Here is a 16,137-nt window from a genome sequence, read left to right on the forward strand (position 1 = left end):
GCGAATTGCGCTAAAGTGGTCAACTTTTATTTTAGCGTTTACAACTGTATTCCCCTTATCATCCATTTCGAAAATAGTCCAACCATTATAATCTAGGATAAAGTATGAAATTATAATTCCAAGTACTATTCCACCTATTAAGGATTTAATTTTTTTCAAGATCTAACCTCCAATAATGTTTTTACAGTATTCAATAATTAGGAAAATAATAAGAGAGGAGCAGCGAAATTAAAAGAAAAAGAGGTTAAGAGATGAATAGCTCTCTTATAACAAAACAATAACTCATAAAATTTATACTATATATTTGTCCTTTTTAATAAGCATAGTTTAACTCCTAACAAAATAAATTAACTTTTTTCTACATAAATAATGTCCGCCTCTCAAAAATTGAAAGGAGGACATTATTTATATACTATTTGAGAGATAAAAATTAACATTAACCTTATTTTTGTCAATTAATCATAAAATTCTACATATACAGATCTTGTAGGAACTGTCATTTTAATTATATAAAACTCTGCTTTATTATTGTCACCGTCTACATAATTTCTAGCGTCAACAATTATCTCTTGTGGAGTTCCAATGTTACTTAAGGTAACTGTGCCCAAAGTATCATCACCAATAGCCCCGTCATCTTCCATAATTTTATACATCCATGTGAAGCCAGGACCAATGGAAGGTTGATCAACGACAAACCTAAAATTCCCACCATTTGAATGAACTATCTTAGAAGCACTTGTATTAATAGTGTCAGAGGTAATATAATCCCACGTTCCAGCTCCAAGTGTAGTAATCGGCGATGAATCTCTTTTCAATGGTATCTGTGATTCCATAATCGTAATTGAATTTTCTACAAATCCCGGTTGTGTATTTAGTCCATCTTTACCATTTTCAATTTCAGTATATTCTTCGAGATCCTGGGCTGAACCAAAATCCAATTCATCATAAATCTCTATGGCTTCGTTATTAACATTATCACTTGAAGAATCAATTTCTTCAGCGCTTACAGCTAATCCTCCCATTGTAAAAGTTGAGATAGCTAATAAAGATATTAGGGATTTTTTCATTTTTAGTATTGCTCCTTTTTATACATTGTCAATAATAGTATTGTACGAGATTATAAAGGTTGGCCAACCCTATGTAAAATAATAACAGCATTGGGTTTTAATTTCCATAAAAATTGAAAAATTAGGAATTTTTTTGGTAGGATATCTAATAAAAGCATCTAAAAATTATAACTAACTCTGATTTGGATAAGTTCAATTGGAGATTTGTTTTACTAATGAGGAACTAAAAATTACTCCTATAATTGAAGGACTTATGATGAAATGGAAAGGGTTCTTCTAAAAGCAGTAAAATAACAGGTTATAAATAGTTCAGTATAATACCTAAATATCAAAAATTTTATTTAATAATAGAATTAATATAAATAATAAGACAATGACTACATCATATATCCCCCATTTGTTTTTAGTCTTTTCTGGTTTATTTTGTTGTGTAAGTTTTCTATATACAGTTTGAGCCTTCATTTGTTTCTGGTTTTTATTTTCATCCTTAGACATTGAATTCCCTCCACTTTTATCCTTTGTATAAGGACTTCATAGGTTTTGCTTTCCTAAACTTTATTAGATTATTCAAACCCAGTAGCAAGTTCTCCTATAGGTTGTATATTATCATTTTATTAAAGAGTATTGGTTAATTGTAAGTCGCAGTTAGAAAAATTTAATACTCCCGTCTAAAAGACGGGAGCGTAGTGTACAAATTAAGCCAACTAAATATTCATTATTACTTAATATCTATCTATTGTTGCTCCCAGCACAGTTGCTCTTATAAATTTCAGTTCTTTAAAGCGTTCCAATTCCTCTGGAGTTCCGGTTACTACTGCACCACTTATCAACAACTCTCCATTGGAATTTTTTGTGTTTTCTCTAATAGTTTTTAAAGCCTTTTTAATTGTGGAATTTGAATTACTAAGTTCCTTCATATTACTTATAAATACTTGCCCGGTTTCGGTTGTGTAGGGCAAATCACCTGACACATCAAAACCGAAAGCATCTTCACCCCATTTGGTTTTAACACTATCCCCCTTTATTTTATTTATTTCTTCTTTTTTTGATTTGGATGTGGTATCTACCCATAACCAATTTACATTCTTGTTGCCAAGCTGTTTACTGAGTTGATCTAAAGTCATTGGTTGTTTAAATGAAATAGCAATTTCAATAAGTTTGTCGGTTTCCAAGCCCAGGGCTACATCCAGTTCTTTAGGAAGGGGACTATAAGAAACGTCAGGGTAATAAAATTCTATTTCTCTTTCGTTATTGAAGTCATTATAACGGACTGTTCTTTTAGCTTCTTTATCCAACGTGTTTATTCCTGTCATCCCACTTCCTTGGCTAACTGTTTCTATCTTTCCAATTAACGGGATCCTCTTCGTTTTTTTATCCCAAATTATATAGCGATCGCCAAGTTGCTTACGATATTTAGTTTCTTCATTAACACTAAACATATCATGATGATAATATGATTCACTGATTTGAACATTTGCGCCAGACACAGTTTCGTTAAGTGAATTTTGTTGTTGTTCATTTATCTTATTGTTTAGAATGGCTTGGCTCCCAAATATAACAGCTGTAATTACAATTGCGGTAGTAAGGAAAGCAATAAAGACATATTTGAAGGTTTGTTTCCTCCTGGTTTTCTTAAAAACTTTTTGAAAAGATGGGCTGCTTGTAAAGTCAATTTCTTCGAAAGGTTCACTTTGTTCACTACTTTCATGTGCCTCATCTCTTGGATTTTTGTCGCTCATTCTTTAACCTCCTTATAAAACTTAATGAATTGGTTCCGGGCCCGATACAAGTTTGTTTTCACATTATCTATTTTCATATCAAGCAAAATTGAAATATCTTTATACTTTAAGTCCCAATAATATTTAAGCAAAATCAATTCTTTATAAAGGGGATTAAGTCGATCTAATGTTGTCTGTATTTCTTCTTTTTTTTCATTTCCAAGTAAAAGGTCTTCAGGCAAATCATTTGATAATAATTTTAAGTGTTCATCATTAAATCCAAGTTTTATTCTTTTTTTCTTTCGATATTGATCATGATGATAATTTAAGGCCACTCGAATGAGCCACCCTCTAATGTTTTGGGATTTTATAGAGTCTGAATAGGACAGAAATTTAAAAGCAGTCTCTTGGACAATATCTTGGGCATCGACATGTGAAATTCCATGTTTTCTTAGATATTTGTAAACCACATTTAATTCGCTGTTTAAAGTCTTTGCTTGTTCTTCCTCAAACATCTCTGCCCCCTTTCCCATCAAACATAAGACGAATTAGTTAGAGAAAAGTAAACAATACCTTTTAAAAAAATAAAAGAAATTCTTATTCATAATAGGTTTTTAGTGTATGTCTGTACAAGAAAAGAAAGTAATACATCTAGGTACCTGGAAGGACTATCATTTAAAAATAAAGAAACCTTAAATGGTTGTTTTTAGCCACAATAAAGGAGGGATGCAGGAGGGACTCTTTCAGGTCCTTATACAAATTATTTATGCAGTTTAATGTAGATAATTAAAACGAAATGGATTAACTTACTTTATAAATAATTTAATGGTAATACTAGTACAAATTTCTTTGTATCCCTCTAAGTACCTCCTTCGTTTATCATCATGCTGATGTAAAATGGGGTTAGAGGTGAAAGTATGTTTGTATCTCCAATGTTGCTGCATAAAGCAGCAGACAACCTTCCATTTAATGATGAAAAGTGGATCACCGAGTTAAAGCTGGATGGTATTCGCTTACTATATACAAAACTTAAAGGTATTACCCGTTTATATACACGTCATAATAACGAGGTTACCAAACATTATATACTTAATTTTATTTGGGCTAATTATAAATACATAAGTATACCATGGCTTATACTGAATTTAGCACATCTAATTTGTGCTAAATAAATGTAAATAGGCAAGATTATTATTGCCAAGAATTAAAATGAATTTTAAAACATCATCTTAACATCAATTATACATATTCCTGCAACTACAAAATAATAAACAGTAAGTTGTTAATAAACAAACCATTACTATCGAAATATAGCGACCACTGGAGGATGGAAGGGTTTAAAATTGCCATAACTTTTATCTTTTAAAAATTCCCCAATAGATCGACTTTCCTAATTACAAGTTATTATGTCGATAATTGCTAAGAAAGGTAATAGTTTTAGGACTATGATTATTTCGCCCGCCATTATCATATAGGGAATACAAAATTATAAAAAATCTAGGGCACTTTGTTCAAAAGTTATGATAGTTATATACTTGACCGTGTACTATGGTACACGGTTTATTATTTGTTTGAGGTGATAAATTTGAGTTATCGTATAAGTGAGTTTGCTGATAAATGTGGCGTAAATAAAGAGACAATTAGATACTATGAACGAAAAAAGTTATTACAAGTACCTTCCAGAACAGATGCAGGTTATCGGATTTATTCGGAGGATGAAGTAAAGCGTGTTGGGTTTATTAAACGTATGCAGGAGCTCGGTTTTTCTTTAAATGAAATTTATAAATTATTAGGTGTCGTAGATAAAGATGAAGTTCGTTGCGAAGATATGTTTGCATTCGTATCTAAAAAAGAAGAGGAAGTTCGAAAACAAATAAATGATTTAATGCGAATTGAAAACATGTTAAAAGATTTAAAGCAGCGATGTCCAGATGAAAAAAGTTTACATGCTTGTCCGATAATTGAAACCCTAATTGAGGAAGAATGAAAGGAATTTTGAAATGAAACATAAAAAGACCTTTATTGCAGGGCTTATAGGTACATTTTTGGTTTTGTTATGTTGTGCTACACCTATTTTAGTTATTTTATTAGGTACGCTTGGATTAGGCGCAATAACAGGCTATTTAGATTTTGTTCTGATTCCTGTTTTAGCTGTTTTTCTTGGTTTAACTTTTTATGCTTATTCTAAATATGAAAAATCACATAAAAATAAGGAGATGTAAAAAATGAAAGAAAGAGTTGTTGCAATTGCTTCGATGTTTTCAGCTTTTTTAGCAAGTCTTTGTTGAATTGGCTTAGCGATCTTAATACCACTTGGTCTAAGTGGTTTAGCTGGAACACTTGCCGTTACGTTTGCCCCATATCGAATTTGGTTTATTGTTATCACGGTTATTATGCTTTCTTTTGCTCATTTACTTGCATGGAAACAAAAAAATAGTTCAAAGAAAACGAAGAAGTTGTTATGGGTTAGTACAATCGTTTCTGGGATAATGCTTATCTATACATTATTCAGTCAGGGGATATAAGGCATGATGAAATATTTAATATATCTATTTATTGTATTTGGATTGGTTTTTGTCCTTTCTGGGTGCGGTCAAAAAGAAGTTGAAGATGGTTCAAAAACAAGTGAGGTTTCATCGGAAAACTTAGAATCTGTTTCGTTTAAAATAGATGGTTTTACTTGAGTATCTTGTGCTTTTACGGTGAGTTCCGCCGTTTCTAATTTAGAGGGTGTTCAAGATATAGAAGTTGAAGGATCAGGAGAAACCCAACTTACATTTGATAAATCGAAAACTAGCTTAAAAGAAATTGAAAAAGTAATTACTGATTTAGGGTATGAAATAAGGAAATAGGAAAATTTAAGATAAAACAGGAGGTTGAAGTAATGCATAAATTTAAGATAAATATTCAAGGAATGACTTGTACGGGTTGTGAAGAGCATGTGGCAGTAGCACTTGAAAATATAGGTGCTAGAAATATTGAAGCTAGTTTTCGTCGTGGTGAAGCAGTATTTGAATTACCCGATGATATTGGGGTTGAAAGTGCAAAAAAGGCAATTGATGAAGCAAAATATCAACCTGGAGAAATAAAAGAAGTACAATCTGAAGAAAAAGTGGTTTTAGGTGATGAGGGAGATTATGACTTACTTATCATTGGTTCTGGTGGGGCTGCTTTTTCGGCTGCGATTAAATCCGTTGAATACGGGGCAAAAGTAGCCATGATTGAGCGTGGAACCGTTGGGGGAACATGTGTAAATATTGGTTGTGTGCCATCAAAAACACTTCTTAGAGCTGGGGAAATCAATCATTTAGCAAAAGTTAATCCATTTATAGGTTTACAGACATCTGCTGGAGAAGTGGAATTAGCTCCTTTAGTAAAGCAAAAAGATGAGTTAGTCAGCGAACTTCGGAATCAAAAATATGTCAATTTAATTGATGAATATGGCTTTGATTTAATTGAAGGTGAAGCAAAATTTGTTGATGAAAATACAGTTGAAGTTAATGGGAAGAAACTTTCTGCAAAGCGTTTTTTAATTGCAACGGGTGCTTCTCCTTCTTTACCGCCGATTTCAGGACTTAAAGAAGTGGATTATCTAACAAGTACAACACTACTTGAATTAAAAAAGGTGCCAAAGCGATTAACGGTTATTGGTTCGGGATATATCGGAATGGAACTTGGGCGATTGTTTCATAATTTAGGTTCAGAAGTAACACTTATGCAAAGAAGTGAGCGACTTTTAAAAGAATATGATCCCGAAATTTCAGAAGCCGTAGAAAAAGCGTTAATTGAACAAGGGATTAACCTTGTCAAAGGGGCAGCTTTTGAGCGTGTAGAACAAGATGGAGAGATAAAAAAGGTTCATGTAACAGTAGATGGTAAGAAAAAAGTGGTGGAATCAGAGCAGTTACTTGTTGCAACAGGAAGAAAACCAAATACAGATGCTTTGAATTTAAGTGCCGCAGGGGTTGAAGTTGGAAAACGAAAAGAAATCCTGATAAATGACTACGCTAGGACAAGTAATGAAAAGATTTATGCAGCAGGCGATGTAACATTAGGACCTCAATTCGTTTATGTAGCAGCATATGAAGGTGGAATTGTTGCCGATAATGCGATTGGCGGATTAAATAAAAAATTAGATTTATCCGTTGTTCCTGGCGTAACTTTTACAAATCCTTCGATTGCAACGGTTGGTTTAACAGAAGAACAAGCAAAAGAAAAAGGCTATGAAGTAAAAAAATCTGTATTGCCTTTAGATGCAGTTCCAAGAGCAATAGTAAACCATGAAACAACAGGCGTTTTTAAGCTTGTTGCCGATGCAAAAACTTTAAAAGTACTAGGGGTTCATATCGTATCTGAAAATGCAGGAGATGTGATATATGCGGCGACATTAGCCGTTAAGTTTGGATTAACAGTCGAGGATTTAAAAGACAGCCTTGCACCATATTTAACAATGGCAGAAGGATTAAAATTAGCTGCTCTTACCTTTGATAAAGATGTTTCGAAATTATCTTGTTGTGCAGGATAAAGATTAATGTGGAAAAGGACCGATTTCTTAAATCCTAAGAAATCGGTTTTATTCATGTTCTGTCCTTAATTGTGTTAAAACGGCTTTTTAGAGAATCTTTTAGGAGTTTGGGTTTATCCTTATGATCATTAATATTTATTAAGGAACTTTCCTCATCACTATCTTCAAGTTCTTTAAACCAGTAATAATCCTTAAACATAAGATCAGCAGCTTTTAATACAAAGTCAGTTTTTGTACTCCCTGTGTTCAATAAGTTTCTTAAGTTACTATCACTTCTAACACTATATCTCATAAAACGAAACAGTAAATCTTGAATCTGATTAAAACGATCTTCAAGCTCTTTGTTTTTTTCTATTTGCTTATCTAATTTCTCTTTGAGTATTTTTTCTCTTGTTAAACTCTTATCAAGCTGTGTTTCAAAAGGCAATAACATCTTTATTAACTTTTCTGGTTCTTTCTGGTGTTTATATATTAAATCAATGATGCTTGGAACAACAATTTCCTTACCTTCTGTTGTTGAAAATTTATGTGTGATCACTTTATTTGCTTCATCGATTTTTTCTTTACCCAACCGGCCGGTTCTTCTCCAGAAATCACTTGAGGGTAAAACATTGACTTCACCTTTTTCATATAATCTTTCAGTGAATCTATATACTTCCAAACTTTTTATTTTCCCCATCACATTTTCTTCTTGTTGATATTTATAAATGATTTCTTTTACTTCATTCTCTGAAAGAACATTTTTCCGACCAACATTTGTTTTACTCAATCCAGAATACCTCCTTAGTGTCTAAATATGGAAGTTTTGTCATTAGATTTGCTAAAGAATGCAATTCTCCTTGAATCTGATTTGCTTTCATTTTGAGCAATAGAAGAGAATTGGGATTTGTTGTCTCTTGCTCATCGGAAAAGATTATTCGATGAAGATTATGTATAAAAGTAAATAATTCATCAATTGTTCTTCTTTTTTCGTGAATACGCTTTTTGATTTCCTCTTCTTTCTCTAAATACTCCGTTATACCAATCAACCAATATTCACAAGGATTTAAACAATCATCAGTAGGACATCGTTGCAATTCATCGGTACAAAAACCTATCTTGAGTTTGCTTTTGTACCCTGTTTTATTAGGTTTTAGAGCGACCTGTTGAATTTCATGAGGCACATACGAGTTAACAAAGGATTCCTGATAATGTACACCTTCATTTGCTGACAAATACTTATATTTCTTCATCAGATTAAAAACCTCGGAATCCACCCAATACTCCTTATGATCTTGATAAAGAAACTGAGTTTCAACAGTTGCATGACCAGCAAGTCTAGCTATATGTATGGGTGATATCCCCTGAAGCATTAAAGAGACGATAGCAATGTGTCGAGTACTATTTGGTTTAACGTGATTATCTTTAGGTATGTTACAGTTATATATTTTCTCAAGAACTTCTACATAAAATTTTTTTATAAGCTGATACAGAATCCCATGAGTAATATAGTCAGGATCTTTTTTAAATAATTTTCGAGTATCCTTGTAGGGATCGGCCCATATTATTGAACGGTAAGAGATTAAAGTAGCGGTTCTTCCAAATTTATTTGTTTCTTTAATGTAATTACTTAATAGTTCATACATATCCTCTGAAATTGCAAACTCATCAATGATTTGGATACGCCTTGCATTTCTAATTGGGATTTTATTTCTCGGTAGCCGAATATACCACTTGTCGTCTTTAAAAAATAAACATTCACGGTCTATGGCACAAAACTCACCAGGTCTCAATGGAATTATTGTAGTTAGTCTCCACCATATCAGAATAGGATAAAATATTAGTTTGGTTCTATATATTTTTTCATCCAAATCTGACTTTGGATCAAATATTACATCTTTTGCAAACTCTTCTAAGTAATAAGAGAAAAGCAAAATATCCTTGGACGGGGGAAGTGGCCGTATGTTAGCTACGGATTTAAATTTTGATCTTAAAGCTAGTAGTCTATTAGTATAAACTACGGCGCAATCAAAATCATAATAATCAAAGAGATTTAGTAGAGCATTGATTATTTTAACTTTGACCCTTGTGGTATTCTCGTTATCAATCCATTTGATTAATATTTCTACTTTTTCTTTTTTGAAATCTGTTAACTCGAGGGCTTTTAGAACTTTATTTAAATATGTTTGCAAATGTTTTACACCTATTCTTAAGGAATTTTCTGTAATCCAACATTTTATAATTACTTTTAAGTTAGAGGGTAGTGAAACCAATTTGGAATTTTTTATCGAACTAAAGTCAAGTGTAGCAGTTCCTTTTCTTGCCTTATTATTCAAGATCCATATATCATCTTTAAATTCAGAGTTCAAGACGATGTTTTGTTCTTTTATACTGTCGAAGATCTCATGTGCATTTCGTAAGCTTTGCTCCAAAGAAAAATATTCTTCGGATTGGAAGTCAAATTCCTCATTTTCCGGTTCATAGTTATATAAAGTCATAGAATCCTCCAGAATATAATTTAATAAAGTTACGTTATTTATATGTGAGGTATTCTTCAACTTCTTCACTCAATTCACCAAGATTTTCAAGAAGCTTGAAGTAGCCTTCCTTTTCACCTTCAAAAAACTTAAAGACTTCTGATTCACCAAACTTTTTACAGGAATCTACTAATAGGTCCATTTTTTTGTATAGTAAATTAACAAGACGAGTTTTTTCAGCAGGTAAATTGGTATTATGAAAACTCACATTGAATTGTTCTAATGTTGATTGAATACTTAAAGTTAAAGCGGACAATGAATAGAAATTGGGTACTGAGAAGGAACAATTAGGGCATTCTTTTTGTTGAGGTTTAATACAACCAGATTCAGAAAGAATACACTGAACATTATCTTGTTTACTTGGTAATAGTCCAGCATTTATTTTAAATAAAAAATCCAATGTTTCGTCTTGCCCCTTAGATAATAGAAGATCTACGACCATTTTTCTTTCCGCTTGAATTGCGTTTAAAAACCCTGCAGTAGCTTCAATATTATATACGCTGCCTAACTTCTTTTTAATTGTTATGATATCATTCGTTCTTTGCTCTAGATTATCCAAATTGTCGGAATACAGTATTTCAGCTAGTAGGTCCACGATATAACCAAAATTCTGGCGAGCAAATAATTGTTGGGTTAAAAAGTCCAATTGATCACGGGGGATGACAATATAAATCTCTGTAGATGAATAATTATAGTGAGCTCTCAGTCTTTGAACAATTTCTAACGCGGCTGCCCCCTTACCCTGTTGTTCAAGTAAAACATATAGATATGACAAGATAGATCGATTCATCTTCAAAGATTCAAAGCGAAAATCAGTTTCGAATTCTCCAAAGAAGTTTTTATGGGCATAAGCTGTAAACTTATTGTGTTTTACACCAAAATCTATAATACTTTCACTGAAAGGGGCACATTCCCTCGTGATAAATTCACATATGGCAGCTGCTGTTGCTAAAGAAATTGTTAAATCATCGGAACAAAAAAAATTAGCTGTTGCACCCGTTTTTGAAACAGTTAAATCCTTTCTCATAACTTGATATACAATATTTTTAGCATCATCAATACTTATTTCATTTTCTTCAATCCAGGTTAACGATTTAATACATGTGTCTTTAAATTCAATTCGAGGGAAATTCACTACATCAGAATGCCGCCATGCATTGTTTAGATGAACCAAAACATATAACCAGCTAGAAGCATATTGGGTTGGTCTTATTACTTTATTGATTTTCTTTTTGGCATCTTCAATGGCTTTTATTTTGTGTAAAACCCTGTTATTTGCATAGTTAAACAGCTTTCGATATTGTTCGTAAGGATAAATTGTTTTTTCTTTAGTCCCAATGTTTCTTTTGGGTTGAATTATGCGGCCTAATTTGTAGCATTTTACGTTTTTTGCAAGCAGTAAATCATGGAATTCTTTAACAAACATATACAAAAGCTCTTGCTGACGTTTTGGAACCTGATGATTAAAAAAAACAAGATTGACTTGATTTGAAGACATTGTATAAAGTTCTTTACTATCTGTTAATTCCATTACATACTTGGTACACTTAACTAAATTGCTAATCAAATGTTGTATACTGCTGACATTTGCTTGAGATGTATTTATTTTAGTTAAACAATAGTTGAGCCATTTTTGCTTAGTATAGGTACTATTATTAGATAAAGAGGGGAGTTCGAGTTGAAGCCGACGATGGAAAGCTTCAGTAGGTTCATGATAGTCTATAGCTTCTAAGTCACGTTTGAAATAATAACTTGCAGCTTTTTCTTCAGCGAGAGACTTTTTGTACAAGCCCCCCAGACCTCCTGGTATATTGAATATTAATCTAAGAAAACTACGTTTAATCGTTATTAGAATATCGTTAAAGTAAATTACAGTATCTATTTCAGGATATAAAGATTCCAAGTCCTTTCTTGTGTAATACTTATCAATAATTTCTTCTTTCTCGTCTAATAAACGTTTGATGTCTGCTCTTGAATACAATAAGCCATGCATACAAATATGGGACTTAGTAGTGATCTCTTCTTCTTCAGCTATTCGATAAAATTTTAGATGATAATCAATTTGCAGCATTTGCATTGCTTCTTTAATCGTAACAAATCGTTCCCTAATATGGTTATAAGTATCTTCAAACTTCTTAAGTGAACTAATTCTAATAAATGTTTGACTTTTATAAGTTTTGTACTCTAAGTCGCCATTTTCCAATACCACTTTTAGTTTATAAGAGGATTTAAAAATTTTCTTATATTTGGGGTCTTTATGTACTTTTGTGAATACAATATATTCCTTTAGGTTAGGTTCACCTAAATACCTTTGCACCTTTTAATACGCCACCCTTCCAATTTGTCCTAATGATGTCCTGTTCAATGATTCCTCTTTTTTCAAATGGCCACTTACTTAATTCTTCAATCGCTTGCTGTAGATTTTCCATTGTGACTCTCTCATCCACATATTCCATGGCAGCTGTAATACTTCTATCTCCTCTAGCAATTGCAATTTGTGTAACTGAAAGACCCATATCCATTAAAAAATTTGTAAAAATACCCCGGCAAATATGTGACCCCCAGTATCTTTCACTTAGATCAATATAGTCGTAATACCTTCCTCCGGTATGTAGTCTATTAAGAAAGTGTTTCTTTACCTTGCTAAACTTCTTTTCATAAGTCTTGCCTGACATGGGATTCCCATGATTATCAACAAGGACTGCTATTGGGTTTTTTACTTCACCCTGTTGTATTTTTTTGTTTAGCTTTTCAAAATGCAAATCATAAACCTCCCAAAGAAGTTCATTGTCTAGTATTGTTTGTAATGCCATGTGAGTTTCTAAGTAGTTTAATCGCTTTGGAAATTCTTTCTCTGTATTCTTAAGGTGGCCAAATAGAATATTACGATTATCCTCTATTTTTACTATCATAGATTTTCCTTTTACAACATTGAAACTTCCTCGTGTTAAATTTACTATTTCTCCTCTGCGAATGCCTCCAAATATTTGCAAACAAATACCTAAAGTTATTTCGGGTGCAATCTCCTTAGAACATTGAATAAATTCAGTCACAAGCATTTTTCTATCTTTGCCTCGAAAATCCTTAGCCTTTTGCCTTTGTTTATTGGAAGTGAATCTAGAAGGGTATCTTGTCTCTAAACTCGGATGTCTAAAAGGTGAGTCTGGCCGATTTCTATAACCTTTACTTCTAGAAAATAAACTAAAATCGAATTGCATATCAATTAACTTTTGTTCTTGGAGAAAAACATAAAATTGAATTAAATACTGTTCATATATTGCAACAGTTTGTTTATTTCTACCTTGAAGGGTTAAACTTGTAATAAATCGACTCCCATGTTGTAAGGTTAACCCCGATATTCCATAATACGAAAAAGAAAGAAATTCTTCATCTTTATTTGTAATTTTGTTATGGATAAAATTTAAGAATCTACAAATTACTTCTGCAGCTGACTTTTGTGTATTAAATGAATTACCTTGGTACTCATATTTTAAACGAATGAAATCTGATGGAATTGGATGAGGAATGACTACACCATTTGTGCTATCTTTAACCCCAATCATTATGATTCTATTTGGTGTTAAGGTCTCATTAATCACATCCTCTATGACTGTTTCCTTTACCACATATCTATATTGATTAAGTTCTTTTATTTCCAACAGACTTACCCACCTTCCAAGATGACTATGCACCTTAATAATTCTATTCCTAAGAATGAATGTCCTCTATTTCCTCACATAATTTCAAAAACAGGCGAAATAATTCCCCCTTACATAATCAAGAATAATACAGGACAATTCTTTATATATTTTGAATTGTGCTCAATACTGGGTATATAATTCCTTGTTCCCTGAGATTGCATCTGTCCCGCTGCCAGATGGCATCTATGATGGGGAGTTGATTGTACCTGGTATAGATGGCAAACCCAACTTCGAAGCGATGATGAGCCGATTTAAAAGTATAAAGGCCCCCTATCAAGTTCAGTTTGCTATATTTGATGTGATTTATGTTGGTGATAAGAAGGTCACGCATTTGCCACTTCTGGAACGAAAACAGCTATTAGATGAACTCCTACCTACAGATTCTGAGCTGGTAACAAAAGTGAAATGGCTGAGCGGCAATGCAAAGGCATACTTTGAATTAATAAAGCAGCATGATCTTGAGGGGATAGTTCAAAAAAAGGCAGATGCACCTTATCTTATCGGCCGGAGGTCAAAAGAAGTTTTAAAGGTAATCAATTATAAATACACCACGATCAATATTGTTGGTTATACAAAAAAGAAATTCGGCCTCCTGTTGCAATTTGATAATAAAGAATCTGCTGGAGTCATGGAGTTTATGCCTCCAATTGAGCGAAGAAAATTTTATCAATATACTCACAATAACCGAATAGCAGACAAAGGTGACATTATATTTATTAATCCTCTCCCATGCAGAGTGAAATATAGAAATTTAACAAGCAATGGTAAACTAAGAATACCGAGTTTTGAAAACTGGGTAAGCTAATATAACTCATAAAAACAACTAACCCCCTTAAATAAAATAAGGGGGGTTAAAATGTTCTCTCCTACTTATTAGAGAAGAATTATTGTTTACTTGCCTTAACCTTTGACTCTTTTATAAATTGATTTAACTCTTTCCCTTTAAGCTTTTGTAGACTACCGTAAGTGCTAACCTTTTCATTTTCAATTTCAAATTTACCGTTGGGTCCACCTACCATAATCAATTTAGTTTCATTTCCTTCTTTATGAACATTTAAAAACAGAATATAGTCTTTATTTGATTCAAGTAGAGGATGTTTATCAAATGAAATCTCTGAGTTGCCATCTTGAGTTACGATTAGATTATTATCTTTGTACTCATTATTTGATTTTATATATTCTTTTACTTGAAATTCAAACTCACTGAATGGGATGTCTGTGTGGATATTATATTCTTTCACTGTTTTTTTAACTTTTCCAACCACAATTATATCGGATTGCTTATAGAGTTCCTCTTCGGTTAATGCTGGAAAAGATGCGGAATCATCGATAATCTTTTCTTCACCGGCAGCAACACGATCATTTAACTCTTTTACCTTATTTGCTGCTAATTGTTCTTCGGATAGGTCTTGTTCCCCAGCGTTACCCTTTTCCATATTTAAGTTGAATACCAACAGTGCTGTACAAATCAAGAAGGAGAATGCAATCAAATACGACTTTTTTTTCATTGTTAGGCACCGTCCTTATTAGTAGACATTGTAAACATAATCTAGGCCGTCTTTTTCTAAAACATCAAGGTAGCGTGTTCCGTTATCATAACCATACATAAGTCTTTCATCATTGTAAGACTCATAAAGGTCAGCTAATCCATATACATGCCCAATTTCATGAGCTGCAACTGTAGTCCAAGAATTAGCGGACTTTGCACTATTAAATTGAATTCTCCATCGTGTTGGGTGATCAGCTGAGATAGATGTAAATGTTCGTCTTGCTACCCAAGTGCATGAGGAGCAGCTATATGATTCTATAAAATTACTCGTGTCAGATGAGGTCCGTTCAATAAGTGAAAACCTATTGCCAGTCTCACTCTCAAATTTTGCCTCTCCATTTTTGAACCTACTCTCCCATGTATCTGAGGTAGCTTCAAAATAGGTAGTAGTAGTTGATGGCCAGTGGGAGCCAACATATTTCCATCCCCATGTTTCGCCTCCACCTCCAGGAAGGTCATGAGCAAAACTAGGAGAAGCGGAGACTAAAAGTATAATGAACATTGTAAAAATAGTGAACATCTTTTTCATGAATTCATCTCCTTACCTAAATGCAGCGTTTAATTTATCAGTTATCTTCTCTTCTTAAAATACTTTTTTCACCCGAAGGTTCTATCGCAATGGCTAAACCTTCGGCTCCTTTCACACTATAAATTTTGGTCCCCTCGTCATAATAATTTGATTGGCCATTACCTGGGGTTTCATCGGGTTCTGTCTTCTTATTAATAGTGACAATCAACTTATCCTGTTCATAACTTTCAGGTTCTTCATTAGAATCCAAGGACCAAAAATCACCACTTTCTGAAACAGCCAAAATCTGATACGATCCACCTTTACCTGTATCAGCACCATTACCACATGCTGATATTACTAGAAATTGCGAGATTAACATTAAAGTGACTAGTATTTTTTTCATGTTCAATCTCCTTTTTTTAGATTCCGGAATCTATGTAATATTTTAACAAAATTGATATTATTTAGAAAAATCAATCTACTATTATTACAGTTGATTTTCTTCAATTTATTAACAGATTCCTTTAATATTCAAATAAAAAAATAACTT

The 16,137-nt window shown here is 32.7% G+C and carries 17 protein-coding genes and 2 pseudogenes; 8 read left to right on the top strand and 11 right to left on the bottom strand.

Features of this window, described 5'->3' with window-relative positions:
* Positions 1–455: 455 nt before the first annotated feature.
* From PBF_RS25010 to PBF_RS19360, 4 genes are all read right to left on the bottom strand, one after another.
* Entirely contained in the window at positions 456–1,067 is a 612-nt protein-coding gene (locus PBF_RS25010; RefSeq protein WP_051488948.1) for a hypothetical protein, read from the bottom strand.
* Between the two features lie 321 nt (positions 1,068–1,388).
* Positions 1,389–1,562 carry a hypothetical protein gene (locus PBF_RS26215; RefSeq protein ID WP_160169270.1) on the bottom strand — a complete coding sequence of 58 codons (174 nt, stop codon included), beginning with the start codon at positions 1,560–1,562 and terminating at the stop codon, positions 1,389–1,391.
* 227 nt (positions 1,563–1,789) lie between these two features.
* On the bottom strand, positions 1,790–2,806 hold the full coding sequence (locus PBF_RS19355; protein WP_035332074.1) for an anti sigma factor C-terminal domain-containing protein: 1,017 nt from the start codon (positions 2,804–2,806) through the stop codon (positions 1,790–1,792).
* On the bottom strand, positions 2,803–3,300 hold the full coding sequence (locus PBF_RS19360; protein ID WP_035332075.1) for an RNA polymerase sigma factor: 498 nt from the start codon (positions 3,298–3,300) through the stop codon (positions 2,803–2,805). The genes PBF_RS19355 and PBF_RS19360 overlap by 4 nt, the downstream gene beginning before the upstream one ends.
* Before the next feature lie 402 nt (positions 3,301–3,702).
* Between PBF_RS19360 and PBF_RS26865 the strand changes: the two are divergent.
* From PBF_RS26865 to merA, 7 genes and pseudogenes are all read left to right on the top strand, one after another.
* Positions 3,703–3,870 (top strand): annotated as a pseudogene (locus PBF_RS26865) (ATP-dependent DNA ligase); the annotation flags it as partial.
* Positions 3,871–4,370: 500 nt separating this feature from the next.
* A complete protein-coding gene (merR, locus tag PBF_RS19370) occupies positions 4,371–4,772 on the top strand; it encodes an Hg(II)-responsive transcriptional regulator (RefSeq protein WP_035332079.1) in 402 nt (133 codons plus the stop codon).
* A 13-nt stretch (positions 4,773–4,785) separates the two neighbouring features.
* Positions 4,786–5,007: a mercury resistance system transport protein MerF gene (gene merF, locus PBF_RS19375; protein ID WP_035332080.1), complete on the top strand. Its 222-nt coding sequence runs from the start codon at positions 4,786–4,788 to the stop codon at positions 5,005–5,007.
* Between the two features lie 3 nt (positions 5,008–5,010).
* Complete coding sequence (locus PBF_RS27070; protein WP_268745128.1) at positions 5,011–5,310, top strand: mercuric transporter MerT family protein; 300 nt, start codon at positions 5,011–5,013, stop codon at positions 5,308–5,310.
* 3 nt (positions 5,311–5,313) lie between these two features.
* Positions 5,314–5,469 (top strand): LptM family lipoprotein, encoded by a 156-nt coding sequence (locus PBF_RS26580; protein WP_200870072.1) that lies wholly within the window; start codon positions 5,314–5,316, stop codon positions 5,467–5,469.
* Positions 5,470–5,484: 15 nt separating this feature from the next.
* A pseudogene (locus PBF_RS27150) lies at positions 5,485–5,637 on the top strand (heavy-metal-associated domain-containing protein); the annotation flags it as partial.
* 32 nt (positions 5,638–5,669) lie between these two features.
* A complete protein-coding gene (gene merA, locus PBF_RS19380) occupies positions 5,670–7,310 on the top strand; it encodes a mercury(II) reductase (RefSeq protein ID WP_035332081.1) in 1,641 nt (546 codons plus the stop codon).
* A 52-nt stretch (positions 7,311–7,362) separates the two neighbouring features.
* On the opposite strand, the gene PBF_RS19385 is transcribed toward merA, so the two are convergent.
* From PBF_RS19385 to PBF_RS19400, 4 genes are read right to left on the bottom strand one after another with little or no spacing between them, the layout of a single operon-like run.
* On the bottom strand, positions 7,363–8,079 hold the full coding sequence (locus PBF_RS19385; RefSeq protein ID WP_035332082.1) for a hypothetical protein: 717 nt from the start codon (positions 8,077–8,079) through the stop codon (positions 7,363–7,365).
* Positions 8,072–9,787: a site-specific integrase gene (locus PBF_RS19390; protein ID WP_051488949.1), complete on the bottom strand. Its 1,716-nt coding sequence runs from the start codon at positions 9,785–9,787 to the stop codon at positions 8,072–8,074. The genes PBF_RS19385 and PBF_RS19390 overlap by 8 nt, the downstream gene beginning before the upstream one ends.
* 34 nt (positions 9,788–9,821) lie before the next feature.
* On the bottom strand, positions 9,822–12,143 hold the full coding sequence (locus tag PBF_RS19395) for a hypothetical protein (RefSeq protein WP_051488950.1): 2,322 nt from the start codon (positions 12,141–12,143) through the stop codon (positions 9,822–9,824).
* Entirely contained in the window at positions 12,124–13,485 is a 1,362-nt protein-coding gene (locus PBF_RS19400) for a site-specific integrase (RefSeq protein ID WP_235192294.1), read from the bottom strand. The genes PBF_RS19395 and PBF_RS19400 overlap by 20 nt, the downstream gene beginning before the upstream one ends.
* A gap of 184 nt (positions 13,486–13,669) precedes the next feature.
* On the opposite strand from PBF_RS19400, the gene PBF_RS19405 reads away from it, so the two are divergent.
* The gene (locus PBF_RS19405) at positions 13,670–14,332 is read left to right on the top strand and encodes a hypothetical protein (protein WP_051488951.1); all 663 of its coding nucleotides are present in this window, start codon (positions 13,670–13,672) and stop codon (positions 14,330–14,332) included.
* 79 nt (positions 14,333–14,411) lie between these two features.
* Here PBF_RS19405 and PBF_RS19410 read toward each other — a convergent pair whose 3' ends face one another.
* From PBF_RS19410 to PBF_RS19420, 3 genes are read right to left on the bottom strand one after another with little or no spacing between them, the layout of a single operon-like run.
* Positions 14,412–15,035, bottom strand: a complete 624-nt coding sequence (locus PBF_RS19410) for a hypothetical protein (RefSeq protein WP_035332086.1) — start codon at positions 15,033–15,035, stop codon at positions 14,412–14,414.
* 18 nt (positions 15,036–15,053) lie between these two features.
* Entirely contained in the window at positions 15,054–15,605 is a 552-nt protein-coding gene (locus tag PBF_RS19415; RefSeq protein WP_035332088.1) for a matrixin family metalloprotease, read from the bottom strand.
* 37 nt (positions 15,606–15,642) lie between these two features.
* The gene (locus PBF_RS19420; protein ID WP_035332090.1) at positions 15,643–15,990 is read right to left on the bottom strand and encodes a hypothetical protein; all 348 of its coding nucleotides are present in this window, start codon (positions 15,988–15,990) and stop codon (positions 15,643–15,645) included.
* Positions 15,991–16,137 lie beyond the last annotated feature (147 nt).

Source organism: Cytobacillus firmus DS1, assembly GCF_000565285.1.
GTDB classification, from domain to species: Bacteria; Bacillota; Bacilli; order Bacillales; family Cytobacillaceae; genus Cytobacillus; species Cytobacillus firmus_A.